The 18,977-nt window shown below is 47.0% G+C and carries 12 protein-coding genes; 8 read left to right on the forward strand and 4 right to left on the reverse strand.

All coding sequences use genetic code 11. The features are described from left to right. Positions 1 to 41: 41 nt before the first annotated feature. Together B5D54_RS09235 and B5D54_RS09240 are read right to left on the reverse strand one after the other, a co-directional pair. Complete coding sequence (locus B5D54_RS09235; RefSeq protein WP_078926257.1) at positions 42 to 1,709, reverse strand: (2,3-dihydroxybenzoyl)adenylate synthase; 1,668 nt, start codon at positions 1,707 to 1,709, stop codon at positions 42 to 44. Positions 1,710 to 1,717: 8 nt separating this feature from the next. Next, positions 1,718 to 2,902, reverse strand: a complete 1,185-nt coding sequence (locus B5D54_RS09240; protein ID WP_078926303.1) for an isochorismate synthase — start codon at positions 2,900 to 2,902, stop codon at positions 1,718 to 1,720. 254 nt (positions 2,903 to 3,156) lie between these two features. On the opposite strand from B5D54_RS09240, the gene B5D54_RS09245 reads away from it, so the two are divergent. Next, positions 3,157 to 3,942: a 2,3-dihydro-2,3-dihydroxybenzoate dehydrogenase gene (locus B5D54_RS09245; protein ID WP_078926258.1), complete on the forward strand. Its 786-nt coding sequence runs from the start codon at positions 3,157 to 3,159 to the stop codon at positions 3,940 to 3,942. A 144-nt stretch (positions 3,943 to 4,086) separates the two neighbouring features. Here the strand turns inward: B5D54_RS09245 and B5D54_RS09250 are convergent, their stop codons facing one another. Next, entirely contained in the window at positions 4,087 to 5,157 is a 1,071-nt protein-coding gene (locus tag B5D54_RS09250) for a 3-deoxy-7-phosphoheptulonate synthase (protein WP_167514872.1), read from the reverse strand. 209 nt (positions 5,158 to 5,366) lie between these two features. On the opposite strand from B5D54_RS09250, the gene B5D54_RS09255 reads away from it, so the two are divergent. The 3 genes from B5D54_RS09255 to B5D54_RS09265 all read left to right on the forward strand — a co-directional run bounded on the left by B5D54_RS09255 (position 5,367) and on the right by B5D54_RS09265 (position 11,834). Next, on the forward strand, positions 5,367 to 9,830 hold the full coding sequence (locus B5D54_RS09255; protein ID WP_238843293.1) for an amino acid adenylation domain-containing protein: 4,464 nt from the start codon (positions 5,367 to 5,369) through the stop codon (positions 9,828 to 9,830). A 118-nt stretch (positions 9,831 to 9,948) separates the two neighbouring features. Next, a complete protein-coding gene (locus B5D54_RS09260) occupies positions 9,949 to 10,722 on the forward strand; it encodes a cytosolic protein (RefSeq protein ID WP_078926259.1) in 774 nt (257 codons plus the stop codon). An 80-nt stretch (positions 10,723 to 10,802) separates the two neighbouring features. Continuing rightward, positions 10,803 to 11,834 (forward strand): cytosolic protein, encoded by a 1,032-nt coding sequence (locus tag B5D54_RS09265; protein WP_078926260.1) that lies wholly within the window; start codon positions 10,803 to 10,805, stop codon positions 11,832 to 11,834. 73 nt (positions 11,835 to 11,907) lie between these two features. On the opposite strand, the gene B5D54_RS09270 is transcribed toward B5D54_RS09265, so the two are convergent. Then, positions 11,908 to 13,257 (reverse strand): condensation domain-containing protein, encoded by a 1,350-nt coding sequence (locus tag B5D54_RS09270; protein WP_238843292.1) that lies wholly within the window; start codon positions 13,255 to 13,257, stop codon positions 11,908 to 11,910. Between the two features lie 246 nt (positions 13,258 to 13,503). Between B5D54_RS09270 and fepB the strand changes: the two genes are divergently transcribed. The 4 genes from fepB to B5D54_RS09290 all read left to right on the forward strand — a co-directional run bounded on the left by fepB (position 13,504) and on the right by B5D54_RS09290 (position 18,891). Beyond that, complete coding sequence (gene fepB / locus B5D54_RS09275) at positions 13,504 to 14,430, forward strand: Fe2+-enterobactin ABC transporter substrate-binding protein (protein WP_078926261.1); 927 nt, start codon at positions 13,504 to 13,506, stop codon at positions 14,428 to 14,430. 9 nt (positions 14,431 to 14,439) lie between these two features. Beyond that, positions 14,440 to 15,477 carry a FecCD family ABC transporter permease gene (locus B5D54_RS09280; protein WP_078926262.1) on the forward strand — a complete coding sequence of 346 codons (1,038 nt, stop codon included), beginning with the start codon at positions 14,440 to 14,442 and terminating at the stop codon, positions 15,475 to 15,477. Further along, on the forward strand, positions 15,474 to 16,517 hold the full coding sequence (locus B5D54_RS09285) for a FecCD family ABC transporter permease (RefSeq protein WP_078926263.1): 1,044 nt from the start codon (positions 15,474 to 15,476) through the stop codon (positions 16,515 to 16,517). Before B5D54_RS09280 ends, B5D54_RS09285 begins: the two co-directional genes overlap by 4 nt. Before the next feature lie 295 nt (positions 16,518 to 16,812). Then, positions 16,813 to 18,891, forward strand: coding sequence for a TonB-dependent receptor (locus B5D54_RS09290; protein WP_242004477.1), 2,079 nt, complete (start codon positions 16,813 to 16,815; stop codon positions 18,889 to 18,891). The last annotated feature ends 86 nt before the right edge of the window (positions 18,892 to 18,977 follow it).

An 18,977-nucleotide genomic window follows, 5' to 3' on the forward strand; every position in this document is an offset into this window, starting at 1 on the left:
TACTGCGCTTGCTTATTGTATTTCTCACGTTATCTCTGCTCTTACGATGGGTTTGATGCCATTTCTCCTGTTCGTTGATGCTGTTTCGGTGAAGTTTGGCTATAAAGCGCCCGTAAACTTTTCTTGTCCACCTTACCTACCGACGTTTTGGGAAGGGTATCAATAAACTGTATTTGATCGGGGATCTTGAAATCGGCCACGCCGAGATCACGTAAAAAGCGCTTTAGTTCCAGCGCTTTTATTGTGTGCTCTGAGCGTGTTACGACGACTGCGCAGCTGCGCTCGCCAAGATAATCGTCAGGTATGGCGATCAGAGCAACATCGTGTATGGCAGGATGACGTAACAGATAGTTTTCTACTTCTTCTGCGGCAATTTTTTCACCCCCGCGGTTAATCTGATCTTTCTCTCGTCCCGTGACAATGATGTTACCTTCGGCAGTACGCTTCACCAGATCGCCAGTACGATAAAAACCATCAGCAGTAAATGAGTGCTCATTATGTGCAGGGGCACGGTAGTAACCACGAATGGTATATGGTCCTTGAGTAAGTAGAAAACCTTCTTCACCGATTGCTACATCGTTTCCTTCTTCATCGACCACTCGAATTTGATCATGGGGTGAAATAGGTCGGCCTTGAGTACTGGCAATGATTGGTTCGCTATCTTCAAATCGAGTGTAGTTGACTAGCCCTTCTGCCATACCAAACACTTGCTGTAAGCGGCAATGAAGCTTTTTCGGTAATGCTCGTGCGGCAGTTTCACTGAATTTAGCTCCGCCAACTAACAGTAACTCAAGGCTAGAAATATCCTGTGTGGCTTTTTCTGCATAGTCCATCCATAGTAGAGCTAAAGGGGGCACTAAGGCAGAGACGGTGACACGGTGGCGCTCAATCATGTCAAATGCACTTTGTGGTGCGGGATCTTGGGTGAGAATCACACAGCCTCCAGACCAAAACACCCCTAATGCTCCCGGTGAGCTGAGCGGAAAGTTGTGCGCAACGGGCAGAACACACAGAAAACGCGTCGTGTGATCAAAATGGCAGATCTGAACGCTACCAGTAACACTGTAAGCATAGTCATTATGGGTACGTGGGATCAGCTTGGGAGTCCCTGTGGTTCCTCCTGAGAGTTGGAAAAAGGCCACGTCATTGGCGTGAGCATACTGTTCTTGTATTGGTGGTTGAAAGCATTCGTTCAAAGAGATAAAGCGGGGGTCGCAGGCCTTACCTCGGACAATGACGTGTTTAACACTTGGGCATTGTTGGAGGATATCTGCGGCTAACGCTTGATAATGGAAGGTCGTCGCTTGGCCATCAATAAAATAGGCCTTAACATCGGCATGTTGGCAGAAATAGCGTATTTCCATTTGACGATGAGCTGGGAGTGCGAGTATTGGGCGGACCCCAATTTGTAGTAGTGCAAAAAAACACTGATAAAATTCAGCGATGTTGGTCATTTGCAACACCACATTATCACCACGTTGTAAGCCGAGCCGATGAAATCCAGCGGCTAACTGTGCAGCACTATCGACAAGTTCTCGGTAAGTGATGGTACGTTGTTCGCAAATAATCGCGTCATATTCAGCGTATTTTTGTTTACTTTCCCGTAAATAATCCAGCAGGGTTTTATCTTGCCAATAGCCAAGGGCTCGGTATTGATCGGCTAATGCTTGTGGCCATGGTGTGTAGTCAAGTTCTGGTGGTTTTTTCATCGGACTTCCTAGGCGGTCAGTTGTTCATTGAGTTGAATGCCTGCGGCAGACAAAATCGTGCTCATCTTGGCACCCGTTTCATCTAACTCGCTCTGTGGTTCTGATTCATTAACAATGCCAGCTCCGGCGTATACCTTCATCTGTCTTTTTTGCACTTCTGCGCATCGGATAGTCACTACCCATTCTCCATTGCCACGTGAGTCACACCAGCCAACGATGCCAGTGAAGTAGCCTCGATCAAATTGTTCAATAGCACGAATGGCTTTATAAGCATGAGCGCGAGGATAGCCGCATACCGCTGGGGTAGGGTGAAGCTGGGAGGCAATACTAAGCACGTTGAGGTTAGTGTCGATGGTTTGACCCTCCAGCAAGGTAGAAAGATGTAACATGGTCTGTGTTTCGATAACCGATGGTGTCATCGGTGTATAGAGATTGTGGCAATACTGGCTCAAAATACGTTCCACTTCCTCTACCACTAAGCTGTGCTCATAGAGATCTTTTTGTGTGTTGAGTAACGATAAACGTGCCGCTTCATTATGCGCTTCATTTGAAGTGCGCGGGCGTGATCCAGCAAGGGGATTGGAGGTCACATAGTTGCCTTTTTTGGCGATCAACAATTCAGGGCTGGCTCCCATTAATTTGATACCGGGAGTAATATCTGCGGCGAAGGTATAGCCTTTAGTGTTGATGGATAAGAGGTTGCGAAGTAGGTTTGGTAGATGAATATCTGCATCCGTTTCAACTTCTATGGCTCTTGATAACACAGCTTTAGCGAGCTCTGTGTTCGCAAATAGATTAAGCAGATCGGTGACCCCTTGGCGGTAATGTTGACCGGAAGGAGAGGAAATCACTTTCGCGTTTGATGGCAGATTATTCATTCTATTAGCCGCCCCCCGGGTACTGCTCGATACCCATAGTTGTTTGGGAATAACAAAGCGTGTTGGGTGCTGTTCATGAAATGGCACGATCCCAAACAGGACGGGGTTATCCGCTTCATGACACTTTGCCGCTTGTAACATGGTATACGCTTGCTCCGCTAATTGAGCAAAACGGATCGGTTGGTGAATGTCTTGTTCTATGCCTAGGCCCATCATGGTATGGGTCGGAGAAGCAAAGAAAAATGGAGCTGATTCGAGTTGTTCGCTCAGCACTTCATTTTCCATTTTTGTATAGCCAATGACTTGACGTTGCATTTGGAACCCTTCTTTTCCTTTCTGACGATATCGGCAGCCTGATGTTCCTGTTTTATGACGTTGAAACCGCGCCAATTGCCAATGCATCAGGAACTCGATATAGTTATATTGCCATAAATGATAAATATTATCATTGCTATTTAATAATAATTATCATTATTGTTTTGAGGTTAAGATCTCATTTTGTTGGTAAAGAATGGATTGTTAAATCAATCAGTAATAGTGAGAGACAAATTCTACAAAGGGCTATAAAAATGGATGTATCGTTAAACAATCAAACCGTATTGGTTACTGGAGCGGCAAGAGGGATTGGCTTGAGTGTGGTGGAGCAACTGCTCAAGCAGAACGCTAAGGTAGTGGCAACGGATGTGCGAATGCAAACCTTGCTAAGTAATACGGAATTATTACGCGCAAGTTACGGACAACAACTGCAATGTGCAGAATTAGATGTGGCTCAAATTGATAGGGTTGCCGATATGATGGCCGACCTTCAGCAGCAATATGGCCCTATCGATCATCTGGTAAGCTGTGCTGGAATTTTACATTTAGGTGCGATTCACGAGATGCCATTTGAGCAGATACATGAGACATTCATGGTCAATACATTCGGTATTCTCAATGTAATGAAGGCGTTAAGTCATTCAATGAAAGAAGCAAAGCGTGGTTCGATGGTGATTGTTGGTTCCAACGCTGCCAATACGCCACGCCCCAATATGGGCGCCTATGGTGCTTCGAAATCAGCGTTGCATATGCTGGTGAAATGTATGGGAATTGAGCTGGCTTCTTATGGCGTGCGCTGTAATATTGTTAGCCCGGGTTCAACGCGTACCGATATGCAAATGCAGTTATGGACCGAGAGCTATGGTGAAGCGCAGGCCATTGCCGGTGATGCCGCCACTTATCGCCTTGGTATTCCGCTACAAAAAATAGCCGAACCTGAAGATATTGCACACACCATCTTGTTTCTACTTTCGGATGCCGCCAATCACATCACCATGCATGATTTGCGAGTGGATGGTGGTGCGACATTAGATAACTGACGCCAATACCACTTGAAGCATCCGTGGTATTGGCAATATTCATTCGCCCCAATTGTATCGTCTATCTATGTTCATGGGGTTTCACTGACTGGATTACTACCTGCTATACCAAGTTGTTTGGGGGCGGATAGATGCTCATTGAGATTAAGCAACCGTCGAGTAGCGCTGGCTCTTTACGTCATTCATCGCCTGAGCGAGAGTCTCTAACAAGGATAAGGTGTTTTCCCAGCTTAGGCATTCGTCAGTGATTGATAGGCCCGGTATCAGTGTATTTTTTCCTAATGTCTGATTACCTTGCTTGAGAAAACTTTCACACATTACTCCTGCGATACAGGTTTCTCCTGCCCGCAACTGTGTGGCGATATCGTTAGCAACTACTTGTTGATTGTGCGCTTTTTTCAGACTATTGCCGTGGCTGCAATCAATAATAAGGCGTGGATTAAGTGCATTCTCTTCCAGTTGTTTGGCAACGGAAATCACCGCATGGCTATGATAGTTAGGGACTTTCCCACCACGTAGAATCAGGTGTCCGTGTGGGTTACCATGAGACATGACTAAGTTTGGTTCACCTTGGGTTCCGGGGATTGCCATCACATGTTCTGTTTGCGCGGAATAAATGGCATCAATCGCAATGGTGACGTTGCCGTCGGTACCATTCTTAAATCCAACTGGACACGGTAGTGCTGACGCCATCTGACGATGAATTTGAGATTCGGTGGTGCGGGCTCCAATGGCTCCCCAGCAGATCAGATCGCACAGATAGGGATAGAGATGGGTATCGAGAAACTCGGTGGCGGTTGCTAATTCAAGGCTGATCACTTCACGTAGAAAAGCTCGCGCCATCGTAAGGCCTTTAACCATGTTGTGTGTGCCATTTAAATCAGGGTCAACAATGAAACCTTTCCAGCCAGTACGGGTACGTGGCTTTTCAAAATAGGTCCGCATCACAATCAACAGTTGGTCGGCATACTGGGCTTGCACCGCTGCAAGTTTATGAGCGTATTCTAAACCTTGCTGAGGATCGTGGATAGAGCAAGGGCCGACAATCACTAACAGCCTTGGATCTTGACCTTCTAGAATAGCGGCAATCTGGTTACGTTGTCGTTTTATAAACGCTCTTTGCTTCTCGTTCGTTGGGATATCGCTAAGTAGCGCTTCCACAAAGGGCAATTGGCCGATGGTAGTAGAGCGTATGACGTTGTCGAAAATTGGCATGAATATTCCTCAACCTGACTCTGTATCCTAAAGGGATGGTGGTTTATAGGTATGTAAATGATAATTATTATCAAAAATTGATTGGGTGATTATCAGCACTGCTTGATTTTGTTGTCAAGCATTTAATGCAAATGATAACCATTGTCATTTTTGTGTTTTGTCTGTAACAATAATAGCCAGTCAATAAAATACAACTGAGGCGTAGAAAAATGACCATGCATGACATGACAACGTTACAGGCAGCCTATTGGATTGGTCGGCAACCTACTAGCTCATTAACTGGTGATGCCGCTCATCTTTATGTTGAATTTGAAGGTCGTGAAATCGACACGGTTCGTTTAACACAGGCGGTACACGCCGTGTTTTGTCAACATGAGATGTTAAGGCTTATGGTTTCTGAACAGGGCCAGTGGTGGGTCAGCGATCTGTCTGATTGGCATCAATTGTTTTTAATCGATTGGCGAGAAAAAAATGCGGCCGAATGTGAAAGAGATGGCGCTGCACTACGTAAGCAAAAAATGCATCAGAAACTCGCGCTTAATCAAGGACAAGGGGCAGAATTTACCTTAATACTTCTGCCTGACAACGGTTTTCGTTTGCATGTTGATATCGACATGATTGCTGCAGATGCACCCAGTTTTCGTATTATTATTGAAGATTTAGTTCGTGCGTATCATGGACCATTCCCGCAAGAGAAGCCCCCCTCATTTTCAGGCTATCTGACTCAGTCTGTGACGGATGATCAGCAAGCACTCATTGCCCGTGACCGACGATATTGGCAAGGAGTATTAGATGACATTGCGCCCGCGCCTCAGCTACCCGAGCACAAAGCGGCTGACTCTCAGCCATTCCTGCATACCGAGCGGTTAGCCGCACAGTTAGATGCCTCGCAACGGGAAAAATTAGCCGCGTTGGCAACTCACCACCATATCAGTTTAACGGATCTATCATTAAGCCTGTTTAACCTAGTGTTAGCCAATGCACTGAATCAGCCTTCATTGCGTATCAATGTGCCGCTTTTTGTACGCCCACAAACGTTTTGTCATACCGTTGGTGATTTTGCCAACCTGACATTATTCAGTGCCCATTGTTCGTCAACGGCGTCGATTTTGACACACTGTCAACAAACGCAGCATCAACTCATCGCCTGTCTTGAACATCGACATTATAGTGGTGTGAACGTGATGCGCGATCTTTCTCGTCGGCAAGGTTGTCTACAAACTTCACCGGTGGTGTTTACTTCGGGTTGGAATCTCGGTGGTGATCTGTATTCCGCTCAAGTGCATGACACCTTAGGAGACATGATATGGGCTAGCTCTCAGGGGGCGCATGTTTTGCTCGATGCTCAAATTGTACCGTACAACAGTGGTGTGCTGATTAATTGGGATGTTCGCGTTGATAGCGTTCCGTTAGCGTTTTATCGTGCTCTGTTCGAGCGTTATGTTAACTTGCTAAGCGATATTGCAGAGTATCCAGAGACGCTGTTACAACCTTATGCCGTTAAGCCAACCATCTCTCCTGCCAAAGAAAAACGCCATAGTGAGCAACCACTGACTCGATTACAACAGGCTTATTTAGTTGGCCGTAGTGAACACTTAGCATTGGGCGGGGTCGCTATGCAGGATTTTAGAGTTTATCGTGGTGAGGTCGATCTTGCACAGTTGCAAACCCGTCTGGCTTCGATGGTGCAGACCCTTCCAGTGCTACGAACGCGTATCGATGAGAGTGCTTTAACTCAGTGGGTGAGTGACGAGGCGTTGGTGAATTTAACCCACTGTGATTGGCGAGATCTAAGCCGAGCACAGGCGCGACAGAAGGCGGATCAACTGATCGAACAGGTGTCGCATTATCGACATGATTTATCCTTATCACCGTGGAAAGTCTGGGTCGTGTCACTGCCAAAAGAGGCGGAGGATGTTGAGGGTTGTGCCGCTTTTAGCCATATGGTGTTGACGAGTTTTGATGCTCTGATTTCGGATGGACACTCCATTTCTTATATACTTGCTCGTATGTTAGAGGTCACACCTCAACCTCTCATAGTGCCTACCGTTTTGATGGCGGGAAATCCCAGTGATGAGCAACGCGGTATTGCTCAAGATTACTGGCAAAAGAAACTCTCTCATGTCACAGAGCCTATGGCATTACCTTGGCGTCAGCCCCTTAATACCATTTATCAGCCCAGCTATGCGAGAGAAACGATCACGCTGAGTCGAGAAGAGGCGCGGGCTCTGTTTAAACTGGCCGCTCAGGCTCGGCTGTTTCCAAATAGCTTATTGACCACACTGGTGATGCAGACGGTCGCGGTTTGGTGCCCGCAGAGCGCATTGTGTATCGGTTTGCCCGTTTCGCCATTTCAAACTGGTCAATTGAGTAACCAATCCAGCTTTTTAGTACTTAACTACTCTCTTGAATCACAAGATTTTCAACATCAAGCGCTGGGCGTGCAGCGAGATATTGCTGAAGGGATGGCGCATCTTGCGTTCTCTGGCGTTGACCTTAACCGTTTGTTGTTGAGCCAACTGCCATCCCAGACGATTCCTCTGCCTATTGTGGTGACCAATGGGCTGGGGTGGGAAACGTTACCTGAACATCATTCTATCCAAGAATATGACGGCTTAACGCAAACACCACAGATAGCGATCGATTTTCGTTTCACTTACGATGCACAGAAAAATCTGCACATGAGTGCCGATTATGTCACACAGGCGCTGGGAGTGGAGCAAGTTCGGGCTTGGCTTGAAAGCTGGAAACGTGCAGCTCTGGGGATGATCGCTCGCCAGAGCTTACAGTGGTATAGCCGTGAAGCGCTGGATTTAAGCCACTATCGTTTCAATGATACGCCGCCGAAGACTGCGCCGTTTCCTTTTCTTGTGACGTTAGCTGAACGCTTGTTTGGGCAGCCACAAGATCGTACCGCGCTGATTTGTAAAGAGCAGTGTTGGAGTTATCGACAGCTCGGACAACAGGTGTCGGGCATCATCGCTCAGTTACACGCCAGAGGGATGACATCCGGTGATGTTGTGGCGATTTGTTTGCCACGTAGTGCAGAACACGTGATGGTTACATTAAGTTGCGCATTAGCAGGCCTTGTTTGGGTACCGATTGATGCCGCGAGCCCACCGGAGCGTAAAGCTTATCTATTGGCTCACTGCCAACCTTCTTTGGTGGTGACGATAGATAAAACACTCGAATTTAAAGGGCGGAGTCATAGCGTCGCACTGAATGAACTGCTGCAACCGGCGCAACAAAGAGCAAACTTGCCAGATGAACAGACCTTGAGCAGACGCAGCCATAGTGAGGATCCGGCCTATTATCTCTACACATCAGGTACGACAGGTCAGCCTAAATGTGTGGTGCTAACCAATAAAGCGACATCCAATGTGTTGTATCAGACGCTGGCTAAATGGCAGGTGAATGAGAGTGATGTATTAATGTCAGTGACACCGTTTCATCATGATATGTCTGTTTTTGATGTGCTGGGTTCATTATGCGCCGGAGCATCGCTGGTCATTCCTCCCCCTCAAGCAGAAAAAGATGCCTTGCAATGGAATGAGTTAGTGGATCGTCACCGGGTCACACTCTGGTGCTCGGTTCCTGCTATTTTGGAAATGTTATTGGCGTGTCAGTCTGAGTTTCAAGGAAAATCGCTGCGCTTGATAGCGCAGGGGGGGGATTACATCAAACCGCAGACCATTAAAACACTGCGTGAACGTTTACCCTCCGCACGACTATTCTCACTGGGTGGGCCGACCGAAACCACGATTTGGAGCATTTGGCATGAACTGGTTGATGAAGATATCAATCTGATTCCCTATGGTGAGCCGCTACCCGGGAATCAGTACTACCTCATTAATCAAGCACATCAACACTGCCCTCAGGGCGTGATCGGTCGAATAGTGACTTCCGGTGTTAACTTATCTCTTGGTTATCTAATGGATGGAGAGTTTGCTCAGCATGATTTTATAGAGATAACGACACCCGAAGGAGAGCGGGTTCGAGCCTTTAAAACGGGGGATTTGGGTTACTATCGAGACGATGGTCGCCTTATTTTTTCAGGAAGAGTCAATGGGTATGTCAAAGTAAGAGGAATACGAATTTCACTACCAGATGTGGAAAAAGTGTTGCTCAATGCCACCAAAGTTCGGGATTTAGCAGTGATTGATTATGTGGATTCATTCACGGGGGATACGGAGTTAGCCCTGTTTTATGTCAGTGAGAGAGAGCCTTTCAGTGTCACTCAGTGGCGAGAAATGATTCATCACTGTTTACCTGCATCCCATATGCCACAGCGTTTTATTGCGCTTGAGCATTTTCCCTTGTCGGCAAATGGAAAAAAAGACAAGCGTGCTTTGCTTGCCCAGTTGGCGTTACTAAAGGATCAACGCTTGGAGGAGGCGGTAGAAGAAGAACGGTATAAGAGGCGCCGAGACGCACGCTTAGCCAGTAAAACGCAACCGTGGCAAGTGATCCTTGATGTTTATCAGCAGGTGTTGGGGGAGCGGGCAACGACATTGACCGAGCATTCCGCATTTATTCAAGCGGGGCTGCGGCCTTCACATATCAAAAGCATTGCGACACAACTCAGTAAGATGTTTAACAAGCCCGTGGATGCTCGCTTACTACTCAACTGTAAAAATGTAGAGCAAGTGTCAAAATTACTTGAGAGCAGTTAAACTGGGCATACTCGGTGTACGGGTTAGCAGGGGGGCGTCAGTATTTTGATTTCAAATATCATCCTAATCGTTTTTTTGATAAAGTGCACGGCGGGTGTTGCTGAGTTGGGAAAGTGAAATGAAGTTACTGTACTGGTTGAATGAATGGGGCTCTCTCCCGCAACCAGAGCAGCAAGACCGCCTACCATTATCTGGACATAGCCTTATTGACGATGTGTTTGTTCGGTATGAGTTGGTGGATGTCACTAAGCCATTATTGTTTACTTTCTCCCCTTCTGGTACCAATGTGCAGGAGCAAGAGCTACACCCGCATTTTGCCCCTTGGGGCTATCATTTCGCTCAACAACAAAACATCAATATTATTGCCTTTCAACATCTTGGGGTAACCAATTGGTTTCGTAGCCCGGCTTTGATCGCTTTTCTTGAACCATTATCGATGTTGTTGTCTCCTTTCCAATGCCGTTTGGGTTATGGCTGGAGCCGAGGAGGTTTTGCTATTAGCGCATTTGCTCGCTTGCTTCAGCTTGATCATGTCCTGCTGTTTTACCCCGTCAGCACTAAAAATAAAATGCTGGTGCCGTGGGATGATCGACCGAGTACCGATATTGCTCAACAGTTTGATTGGGAAGGGGACTATCATGATAAGGATCTTGGTCATGCCCAAGGTTATATTGTTTATGACCCTACCGATGATATCGATAGACTTCATGCCAAACGTTACCCAGAGTTGACCCATTTTCAGGTGGTTGGGATGGGACATGGCCTATATTCCCACGATTTTAATCAGTTAGATTTTTATAACCAAGTGGCTGAACAATTTATCCATCATCAAAAGATAGATATTGCTGATTTTCACGAGCAAGCCAAGCACTGGTTTTTAAAAGAGGATTGATAGCGCCCCATTAGGGGATACGGCACACGAAAAACGAGATTTTTAAGACCATTGCTTAATGCAATTTAGATGGAGGATAAATGAAGTTACTGTATTGGCTGGATGAATGGTTGTCTCTTTCCAAAGACGATCAACAGGCCAAGTTACCGATGTCTGGTGAGGATTTACTTGACGATATTTTCGTTAAATATGAATTTGTGGATCTCAATCAACCCCTACTATTCACCTTCTCACCCGCGGGCACCAACTTACAGGAACAAGACTTACATTCAGATTTTTCGCCTTGGGGTTATCGTCTTGCCCAAAAGCAGAACGTGAATATTATTGCCTTTCAGCACTTAGGTAAAAGTAACTGGTTTCGTAGCCGTAACTTAATTGTCTTCCTAGAGCAATTATCAACCTTGCTGACGCCTTTTGAATGTCGTTTGGGGTACGGACTGAGCCGAGGCGGTTTTGCCGTTGGCGCTTTTGCTAATTTGCTGAAATTAAATCAAGTATTGCTATTTTATCCCGTGAGCACCAAAAACAAAAGGTTAGTACCATGGGATACTCGTTCGAGCACGGAGATTGCTCAACAGTTTGATTGGGAAGGCGATTACCACGACTTAGATCTGGGAAGCGCCAAAGGCTATATCATTTATGACCCGACCAATAAAATCGATCAACGCCATGCGAAGCGTTATCCTGAGCTGACCCATCTAAGAGTTTTTGGCATGGGCCATGGTACTCACGCCACCTATCTTAATAAATTCGGTTTTTATAAACAGGTGGCGATCGATTTTATTTGCCATCAGCATATCGATATTGCCCACTTTCGGCATCAAACTAAAACCCTGCGCTTTAAAGAGGACTATTACCAGCGTCTTAACAAAGCGAACGCCAATTCCTCTCATCGTCTGGGTTTGCTGAGTAAAGCTCACAATATGCTTATTGCTGAGAAAAAAGAGCATGTGAAGGAACATCAGACAACCATTGATATTCAACCATTAGTGGATATTGCGGTGAAGCATCAACAAGACAACCCTGAAGATGCCGTACAGCTATTGGAAATTGCCCAGCAAATCGTCCCTGACAATCCCTTCATCGAGTACAAGCTGCAACAATTGCTATAAGCAGAGGGCAATCTAAGCGCCGGATGGCGCTTCTTGTTAGAAGGTGTAGCACATCGTTTCTTTAATGGTGTGGTTAAAGGTGTTCAATCGTGTGGTAGAGTTTTGCGATTGGCAGATCGAGAGCGCCTTCATCCAGTACTGAATTCATAAAGATCATCACACGTTGTCTATGTTGTTCAAATTCTTCTGCTGGATGCGTTTGTGAATCTGCATCTAAGCTGAGTACCAAGCCATCCGCATTCGTCTGCCCTCGAAAAGTGAGGTTAAAACCGTCCGCAGGACCGCTGGTGATGACGTGGTGTTTTACCTGACAACCCATGAATTTTGGCGGATCAAAGGGTAACACATTGACAAAAGGCGAGAAGAAGTAGCGGCTATTTTCTGTTACGCCTTGATCGCGGGCTATCTGCTCGACACGATAACGTCCATGCGTGTAGAGCTGGCGTAATGTTGTGCTGGTTTGGGTCAGATATTCTCGTAACGTGATGTGAGTATCTACCTCGAGAAATAACGGCAAAATATTAACCAGCAGTGCTGGCATATAGGCCCCAATACTACCCCAGCGGCTCATAAATGGAATCCAAAGTGGCATGGTATTGTGAGCACCCATATATGTTTTAGCAAGATAGCGGTGCAAGTAAAGGCCAGATAAGGTCACCAGCAAATCAGGCCATCCGATGCCAACGTTCTGTGCAAGTCGACGGATATGGTCACTCATCGTAGCGGTTAATTCATGTGCAGCATGGAGGGTTTCACCCTCACTGTCCTCTTCTTTATTGAGGATGGTGAGCTGGGTTGAATGAGTAAGGTATTCTTGCCAGAATATTTTATCTTGCTGGCAGCGTTGGCTTGATTGATAGCGTTGTTCTTCACTCAGAAAATCCGCAAAGGCGTTGAAAGGTTTACCGAGTTCGGTTCGTTCAACATAGTGTTGATAGAGCGTAGCGCAGCGTTGTTCAAACAACGTCATACCAAAGCCATCCATAATGATGTGATGTGCTCGAATGTACCATAGATAGTGATCATCACTGAGTTTCAGTAACCACTGAACGGAGAGTGGATCGTGGAGTAAATTTAAGCGCGCATTAACATCGTCTTCCATCCATTTTTTGGCTTGCTCGAAAGGCTTGTCGTAGCGGCGTAAATCTTTCACTTCAACTTGAGGGATGCGGTTTGGATCATGAGCCTGAAGTGGCGTTTTCCCATCCTCATTCAGTTTAAACCGCAGGGCGAGTACATCTGTTTCTTTGGCGGTTTGTGTTATGGCCTTACATAGCGCGATTTCATTGATGGTTCCTTTGAGCTCGATAAAGTGTGCGACGGTAGAAAGAGGATCATCGGGATGAAGTGAAAACTCTTCCCAAAAATCGAGCTGGGGCAGAGTAAGCGGCATCCAACGTAGAGTTAACCCATTAACTGACATGTAAAAACCTTGAATTATAACTGTGATAAGAGAGGTGGTAGCAACAAAGCAAGTACCGATTCAAGTGCTATTGTTGTGACGTCTCTTGTTTCAGGCGAGTTCGACATCGAAGCAAGAGGTCACAGCGAAACAAGTTTAGCTTTATTTTTGCTAATGGCAATCATTATCATTTGCATAAATATCAGAATTTGACACAATCAGACGTAAGAGGTTTATGCCGCTTGGTTTCATACCATAAGGAACTTAATGATCTTTAATGCGATTAAAACATTAGTATTCATCACCTTGCTGATGAGTTACCCCACTCAGGCACAGGATTGGCCTCGGGTATTTCATAATGCCGATGGTTCGACGACAACGTTGATGGCACCTGCAAAACGTATTCTTTCTACGTCGGTGTCTATCACAGGGACGCTACTTGCCGTGGATGCCCCGGTAGTGGCGAGTGCCACCACCAGCAATGGCCACTATTTTGCCCAGTGGCAAGCGGTGGCAGAGAAAAAAGGGGTAGAGCCTCTTTGGCCAGCAGGCAGTGTGGATCTTGAGATGGTTTACGCTTATGAACCGGATTTGATTATTGTATCGCTCAGTGGTGCTGACTCAGCATTGGGGCAGTTGGCGGTGTTGCGCCAAGTTGCCCCGACGGTGGTGCTCGATTACGGCGGTCAGAACTGGCAGCAACTAGCAGAAAAAATCGGTGAAGTTGCGGGTATTGAACAGAAAGTTGCGGCTAAAATTAGCCAGTTTGATGATTTCATTGACAAGACTCGTTCGACGCTTACTCTGCCTAAAGGACAGGTGAACATCATTAGCTACCATGGCCCCGGTGTGACGAATCCGATTGCTACAGAGAATGGTTCACATGGAATGTTACTTAAATCATTGGGGTTTGATGTTGAAGAGCCGAATCCTGCTTGGCAGACAGGATCCGGTCAGTTGAATGATTTTGTACGCTCACACTATGAACACCTCATAGAAATGACCGCTTCGACCACGTTTTTACTGAACGCGACTGATGCCCAAGTGCCCCCATTTTTACATGACCCTGTGCTGGCGAATTTACCGTCAGTCAAAGCCAATCAGGTCTATGGACTTGGGGCTAATTCGTTTCGGATTGATTATTTCAGTGCTCACGAAGTGATCGATGAAATTCGGGCTCGTTTTGGGAACTAAGACGACACAATGACAAGATTAATGGTTGAGCATAGGGTGGTGGTTAGACAAAACCAGAGTAAGAGATGGGGCATTGTAGGGTTGCTCTTTTTGTTACTCAGTTGTGCTTGCCTAAGTGTATTTATTGGTACACGTTTTGTTGCACCATCGGTGACCTGGCAGGCCATTACGGCATTTGATCCTAGCAGTAGTGAACACCTATTGGTGCACTATCTTAGAATTCCACGCACTCTTCTGGCTATGGTGGTTGGCGGTGCACTGGGTGTGGCGGGCGCTATGATGCAGGCGCTGACGCGAAATCCGTTGGCCGACCCGGGCATTCTTGGCGTTAACGCTGGGGCAACCGTTGCGATTGTCAGTGCGATTGCACTGTTTGGTATTACCGATGTGTTTGGTTATATGTGGTTTGGTTTGGTGGGGGCCACCATGGCGGGGGGCGCGGTGTATCTGCTAGCAGGGCTGCGCCGCGGCATTAATCCTGTGCGAGTGGTACTGGCGGGTTCGGCTTTATCCGTGGTCTTGCTCGCTTTAACTCACATCATTACTGTCAATAGCGATCAGGAAGTGTTTAATCAGTTTCGCCATTGGGCGGTCGGCTCACTGCAAGGGCGAGGATACGATGTACTGTGGCCCGTTTCATTGCTGGTGGCCGTGGGGCTCGCACTTTCCATGGCGCTTCGCCAAGCGCTCAATACCGTTTCTTTGGGGCAAGATTTGGGTGAAGCTTTGGGGGTTAATCCTCAGCGAATCTGGTTATTGGCATCCAGCGTGATTGTGGTGCTATCGGGAGCGGCAACCTCTGCCGCTGGGCCACTCAGTTTTGTGGGGTTGACAGCACCGCATTTAGCGCGTTTTTGGGTCGGTCCAGATCATCGCTGGCTGCTGCCGTATTCGATGTTGATTGCGTCGTTATTGACGGTCATCGCCGATATTCTTGGCCGCGTGATCGGTTATCCGGATGAAATCAGTGTCGGTATCATGATCGCGTTAATTGGTGGGCCATTCTTTGTGGTTCTGGTTCGCAAATGGAAGATAGCACAGTTATGAGTCGTTTTTCTCAACCGGTTTATCAAGTCTGGCGCCGAGGCGAATTATCCGTGCGCTATTCTGTGGTTTCTATACGTTGGTTATTGCTGTTAACACTATTGGTCGTGCTGCTGGCGGCGTATGCATTGACAATAGGACGCTACACCATCTCGATGCCGGACTTATGGCAGGTTATTCTCGGACAGGGTAGTTCGGTTCAAGAACGTATTGTTTGGAATATTCGCTTGCCGCGCATTGTGACTGCGGTGTTTGTCGGCGCGGCACTGGGCGTCTCGGGTGGAATTTTTCAGTCTGTATCACGCAATGCGCTCGGTTCGCCAGATGTGATTGGTTTTACTACCGGAGCTGCGACCGGAGCGATTGCACAAATCGTGTTGTTTGAACAAGGGCCGGTGCAGGTCGCGTTGGCGGCGATTGTTGGCGGTATGGTGACTGCCGTTGCGGTGTACCTGCTCTCACGCAAAGCGGGTGTGGTTGGCGGTTATCGTTTGATCCTCACCGGGATAGGTATTGGCTCTGTATTGAGCGCGCTCAATGGGTTGATGTTAGTAAAAGGCAATATCGATAATGCAGTTACTGCCAATCTATGGTTGGCAGGGTCGTTACACGCTCGTACATGGCTACATGCGATTCCCGTGATGGTCGGAACGCTGCTACTGGTTCCCGTTGTGATGTTGTTGGCTAAGCCATTGGCAATGATAGAAATGGGGGACGATTTAGCCATTCAGTTAGGGATTCAGGTCGAGCATATCCGTCTTGTCATGTTATTGATGGCCGTGGTTCTGGCCGCTATTGCGACCGGTTCTGCTGGGCCCATTGCATTTATTGCTTTGGCTGCTCCGCAACTGATCAGCCGCCTGTTACGAGCCTCACAGTTACCTGTGTATGGTTGCGCGGTGATGGGCGCTTTGTTGATGGTGGTAGCGGATCTGATCACCCAACTGCAACCGCTTAATCTGACGCTGCCGATTGGCCGCATGACAGGTATTGTGGGCGGTTTTTATCTTCTTTGGCTGCTGACTCGTACACCGCGTTTGTGAAAAAGCGCTACGACGCTACGAAACGTTATGCCCATTTCCTTTTATGCTCGACGAATATGCTTGGATTTCCTCCCCCTCTCCTAATTGCAGCAAATGAAAATCATTACTAAATGTAAATGATAACTCTTTACATTTGAACCTCTCAGTTCTAAAGTGGTTCATCAATACTATTTGTAATGTAACCAAACCGATTCATTCATGTCGTCGATTTGCTGTTTTGGCATGCAGTGGGTTAGCTCTGCCTAGCAAACTCAACGTGAGCGTATGACGTTTATACTGATGAAAGGAGAAAAAAATGACAGGATCCCCTCGAATTCGACAAAACAAGCTATCGACAGCCCCAAAGGCTAAGGCTTGTATTTTGTCGAGTATAGTGATGGCTTTATGCCATGCTCCATTGGCGATGGCGGAAGCAGAAGAGGGAGCCAGTACCTCTGCGGTTTCGATGTCGACCATTACGGTGTATGGAGAAAAAACGACGCGTTCAATGCAAGAAACCAGTGCGAGTGTAACGGTGTTTGATGAGGGCAAAATAGATTCTATGCCCAATGCGACCAATGTAACGGATCTCCTACAAAGCACACCCAATATTGTCGATGTGGGGGTCGGGAACGATGTACCAGCGATTCGTGGTATTGATGGTTCGGGTGCTGCACGAGGCGCAAACGCCTTCCTCAACGGGACTCGTCCACGTTTGAACGTGTCACTGGATGGTCGATCACTGACTTACAACGAATTGGCCTTTGGTCCACAATCTCTTTGGGACCTGAAACAAGTGGAAGTTTATCGTGGCCCACAGAGCTATATTCAGGGGCGTAATGCGATGGCTGGCGCGGTCGTTTTACAATCGAAAGATCCTACTTATCATTGGGAAAGCTCGGTTCGTGGTTCTTATGGTGAGCAGGGGTATTCACAAACCGCTGCCGTTGTGTCCGGCCCAATCATTGAAAATGAACTTGCGTTTCGTCTGTCGATAGATAGGCAGACTAGAGAAAGCTTTGTTGATATGCCATCTTACGATCCGGTTGGCGATCCTCGTGATATTGAAACCATTACCGCACGTGGCAAGTTGTTGTATGAACCCTCGGCATTACCGGGGCTCTCTACCATGCTGACTGTGAACCATTTCGACAGCAAAGCGCCACAAAATGAAGCTCTGATTCCTTCTGCTGAGCACCAGAGTGCTCGTTATGATGAGCGTCGCCCTGTGTTTGAAACTAAAAACACCAGCGGCGTCTGGGACTTAGAGTATCAAACGGCGGGTAATGTGCGCTTTGAGAACCAAATTGCCTATACCGATTTTACTATTGACCGTCGCACGGCCACCACTTTGCCTTATGCCAATATCGATGGTGAGGAATTTCACATAGAGCCAGTGGTACATTTTGCGACGAATGATGATAAATGGCGTGGTTTGGCTGGTCTTCGTTATTACTATTCTTCACAAGATGAATATGTCTACCTTTTCGGTGGTAGTACGTTTGATGACAAGACAAAAACCAGCTCTGCCTTTGCAGAAGTGACGTATGCGGTGTTACCCATGGTGGATCTAACGCTAGCTGGGCGACTTGAAAGGGAGCATCGTACCCGTAAAGGCGGCAGTTCAACGGTTGAGGTTGACTTTGATGAAACCTACAACGTCTTTCTGCCTAAAGCGGATGTTGCATGGAAACTTAACCGCGATCATACGGTCGGTGTGATGGTTGCCAAGGGGTATAACGCAGGGGGAGCAGGCATGACCTTCGATACTCCCTACACGGCATACACTTATGACGAGGAGTATGTTTGGAGCTACGAAATGTATACTCGTCACCGTTTATTCGATGGCAAAGTTGAGCTGACATCAAACTTCTTCTACAACGATTATGAGGATTTGCAACTGCCGTTCTATATCAGTGCGCGGACGACCAAAATTATTAATGCAGAAAAGGCTCGGACATATGGTGCGGAATTTAGCTCTCGTTGGTTACCGAGGCCGGATCTTCAACTATCAGCCGGATTAGGTTTGTTAGAAACCAAGATCAATAAATTTAGTGATAGCGAGTATGAAGGTAATGAACTGCCGCGCGCGCCATCCTATAGCATGAACTTTGGTGCGGATTATACCTTCTTTAACAACTTTGTGTTCAGTACTACGGTCAACTATACCGACACTTATTACTCATACTATGACAACGATGAGATGGGTAAGATTGATGCAGATTGGATCACCAACGTACAGTTGGCCTACAACTTCAGCATGGGCCGTGCAACGCTGTTTGCAACCAACCTATTCAACTCAACTCAACCAACCATGATTACCGACAATGATGTATATACAGCGGTGACGCAACAGCCACGTTTAGTGGGTGTCTCTTTGCAGTTGGACTTCTGATGTCCTATGGGGCCCGATAAATCGGGCTCCTGTACTTTTTCTCTTGAAGGCCGTCTGCTTCATTGTGGCTCATAAGAAGAGACGGG

It is taken from the genome of Vibrio cincinnatiensis DSM 19608, from assembly GCF_900167345.1.
Classification (GTDB): domain Bacteria; phylum Pseudomonadota; class Gammaproteobacteria; order Enterobacterales; family Vibrionaceae; genus Vibrio; species Vibrio cincinnatiensis.